Consider the following 1,784-nt stretch of genomic DNA (forward strand, 5'->3'; position numbering starts at 1 on the left):
CACCGACAGCTCGAAGGCGAGCGGAGGTCCCATCATGGTGTCCCCCCCGGACGACCCGCAGGCGACGGTCCTCGAGATCGAGAATCTCGCCATCGAGTTCCGGACCGAGCGTGGGTGGGTCCGGGTGGTGGACGGCGTCGACCTGTGGGTCGGTCGTGGGGAGACCGTGGGGCTGGTGGGCGAGTCCGGTTCGGGTAAGACGGTGACCTCGCTCGCCACGATGGGTCTGCTGCCCCGCGGCGAGCATCGGATCCCGCAGGGGTCCATCCGGCTGGTGGGTGAGGAGCTGGTCGGGATGCCGGAGCGGCGGCTGTCCGATCTGCGTGGCGACCGGGTCGCGATGATCTTTCAGGAGCCGCGGCGGAGTCTGGACCCGGCGTTCACGGTCGGTGACCAGATCGCGGAGGTGCTGCGTAGGCACCGGGGGCTGTCCCGGAAGGCGGCGCTGGTGGAGGCGACGGTCATGTTGGACACCGTGGGTATCGCTGACGCCGCCCGTCGGGTGGCTGATTATCCCCATCAGTTCAGTGGGGGGATGTGTCAGCGGGTGATGTTGGCGATCGCGCTCGCGTGCAGGCCGACGCTGCTCATCGCGGACGAGCCGACCACGGCTCTGGATGTGACGGTGCAGGCGGAGATGTTGCGGCTGATGAACGAGCTGCAGGCGGAGTTCGGTGTGTCGATTTTGTTCATCACCCATGATTTGGGTGTCGTCGCGGAGATGTGTGACCGGGTCAGTGTGATGTATGCGGGGCAGGTCGTGGAGTCCAGTCCGATGGAGGAGCTGTTCGCCCGTCCGCACCATCCGTATAGCGAGGGGCTGCTGGCCGCGATCCCCGACCATGCCGAGCCGGGAGGCCGGCTGCGGTCGATCAGGGGGTCGGTGCCCGCGCCGTGGGACCAGCCCGCGGGCTGCCGGTTCCACCCGCGCTGCGATCACGCCGTCGTCGGCCTGTGCGACACCGGGGACAACCCGATGCGCACCGGAGCGGACGGGACCCCGACGCGATGCATGCGGCTCGGCGAGCTCGAGCTGACCGGAACCCTGTGATGAGTGGACCGACCATCCGTCGGGCCCCGGCCGAGGCCGGTGGCGACGAGCGAGGACGAGGAGACTCGGTGGACCCCCTGGTGGAGGTCGACGGGCTCGGCAAGAGCTTCCCCGGCAAGCGGAACCTGATCGGCAGGGTCGTGGAGCGCAACCACGCCGTTCGCGACGTCGGGTTCACCATCGCCCCGGGGCAGACGTTGGGGATCGTGGGGGAGACGGGGGCCGGGAAGTCGACGGTCGGCCGCATGGTGCTCCGGCTGATCGAGCCGGACAGCGGTTCGGTGCGCATGTTCGGCCAGGACGTCCTGGCGCTCAAGGGCCGCGAGCTGCGGACGCTGCGGCAGCGGGCGCAGATGATCTTCCAGGACCCGTTCTCCTCCCTGGACCCCCGGATGCTGATCCGCGACCAGGTCGGCGAGCCCTTCACCGTGCACCGCGGCCTGCCCCGAGCCGAGCGTGACGACCTCGTCGTCGGGCTCCTGGAGCGGGTGGGGATGCGTACGGACCATCTCGACCGGTACCCGCGTGAGTTCTCGGGTGGGCAGCTGCAGCGGATCGCGATCGCGCGGGCGCTCGCGACGGACCCGGACTTCATCGTCTGCGACGAGCCCGTGGCGGCTCTCGACGTCTCCATCCAGGCGCAGGTCCTCAACCTGCTGCTGGACCTGCAGGCCGAGCGGGGCATCGGGTTCCTGTTCATCTCCCACGACCTGTCCCTGGTGCGGTTCCTGGC

Annotated in this window: 2 protein-coding genes; both read left to right on the forward strand. The window is 69.5% G+C overall.

Annotation, left to right across the window (positions count from 1 at the left end):
- The first annotated feature begins 34 nt into the window (after positions 1-34).
- Positions 35-1,051: an ABC transporter ATP-binding protein gene (locus H5J29_RS31315; protein WP_181784540.1), complete on the forward strand. Its 1,017-nt coding sequence runs from the start codon at positions 35-37 to the stop codon at positions 1,049-1,051.
- A 68-nt stretch (positions 1,052-1,119) separates the two neighbouring features.
- On the forward strand, positions 1,120-1,784 hold a 665-nt coding region (locus H5J29_RS31320), incomplete at its 3' end, for an ATP-binding cassette domain-containing protein (protein ID WP_181784541.1).

The organism is Pseudonocardia pini, from assembly GCF_013870575.1.
GTDB lineage: Bacteria > Actinomycetota > Actinomycetes > Mycobacteriales > Pseudonocardiaceae > Pseudonocardia > Pseudonocardia pini.

Coding starts and splice junctions, on each gene's coding strand:
- H5J29_RS31315 (WP_181784540.1), top strand. CDS start 35: ATGGTGTCCCCCCCGGACGACCCGCAGGCGACGGTCCTCGAGATCGAG.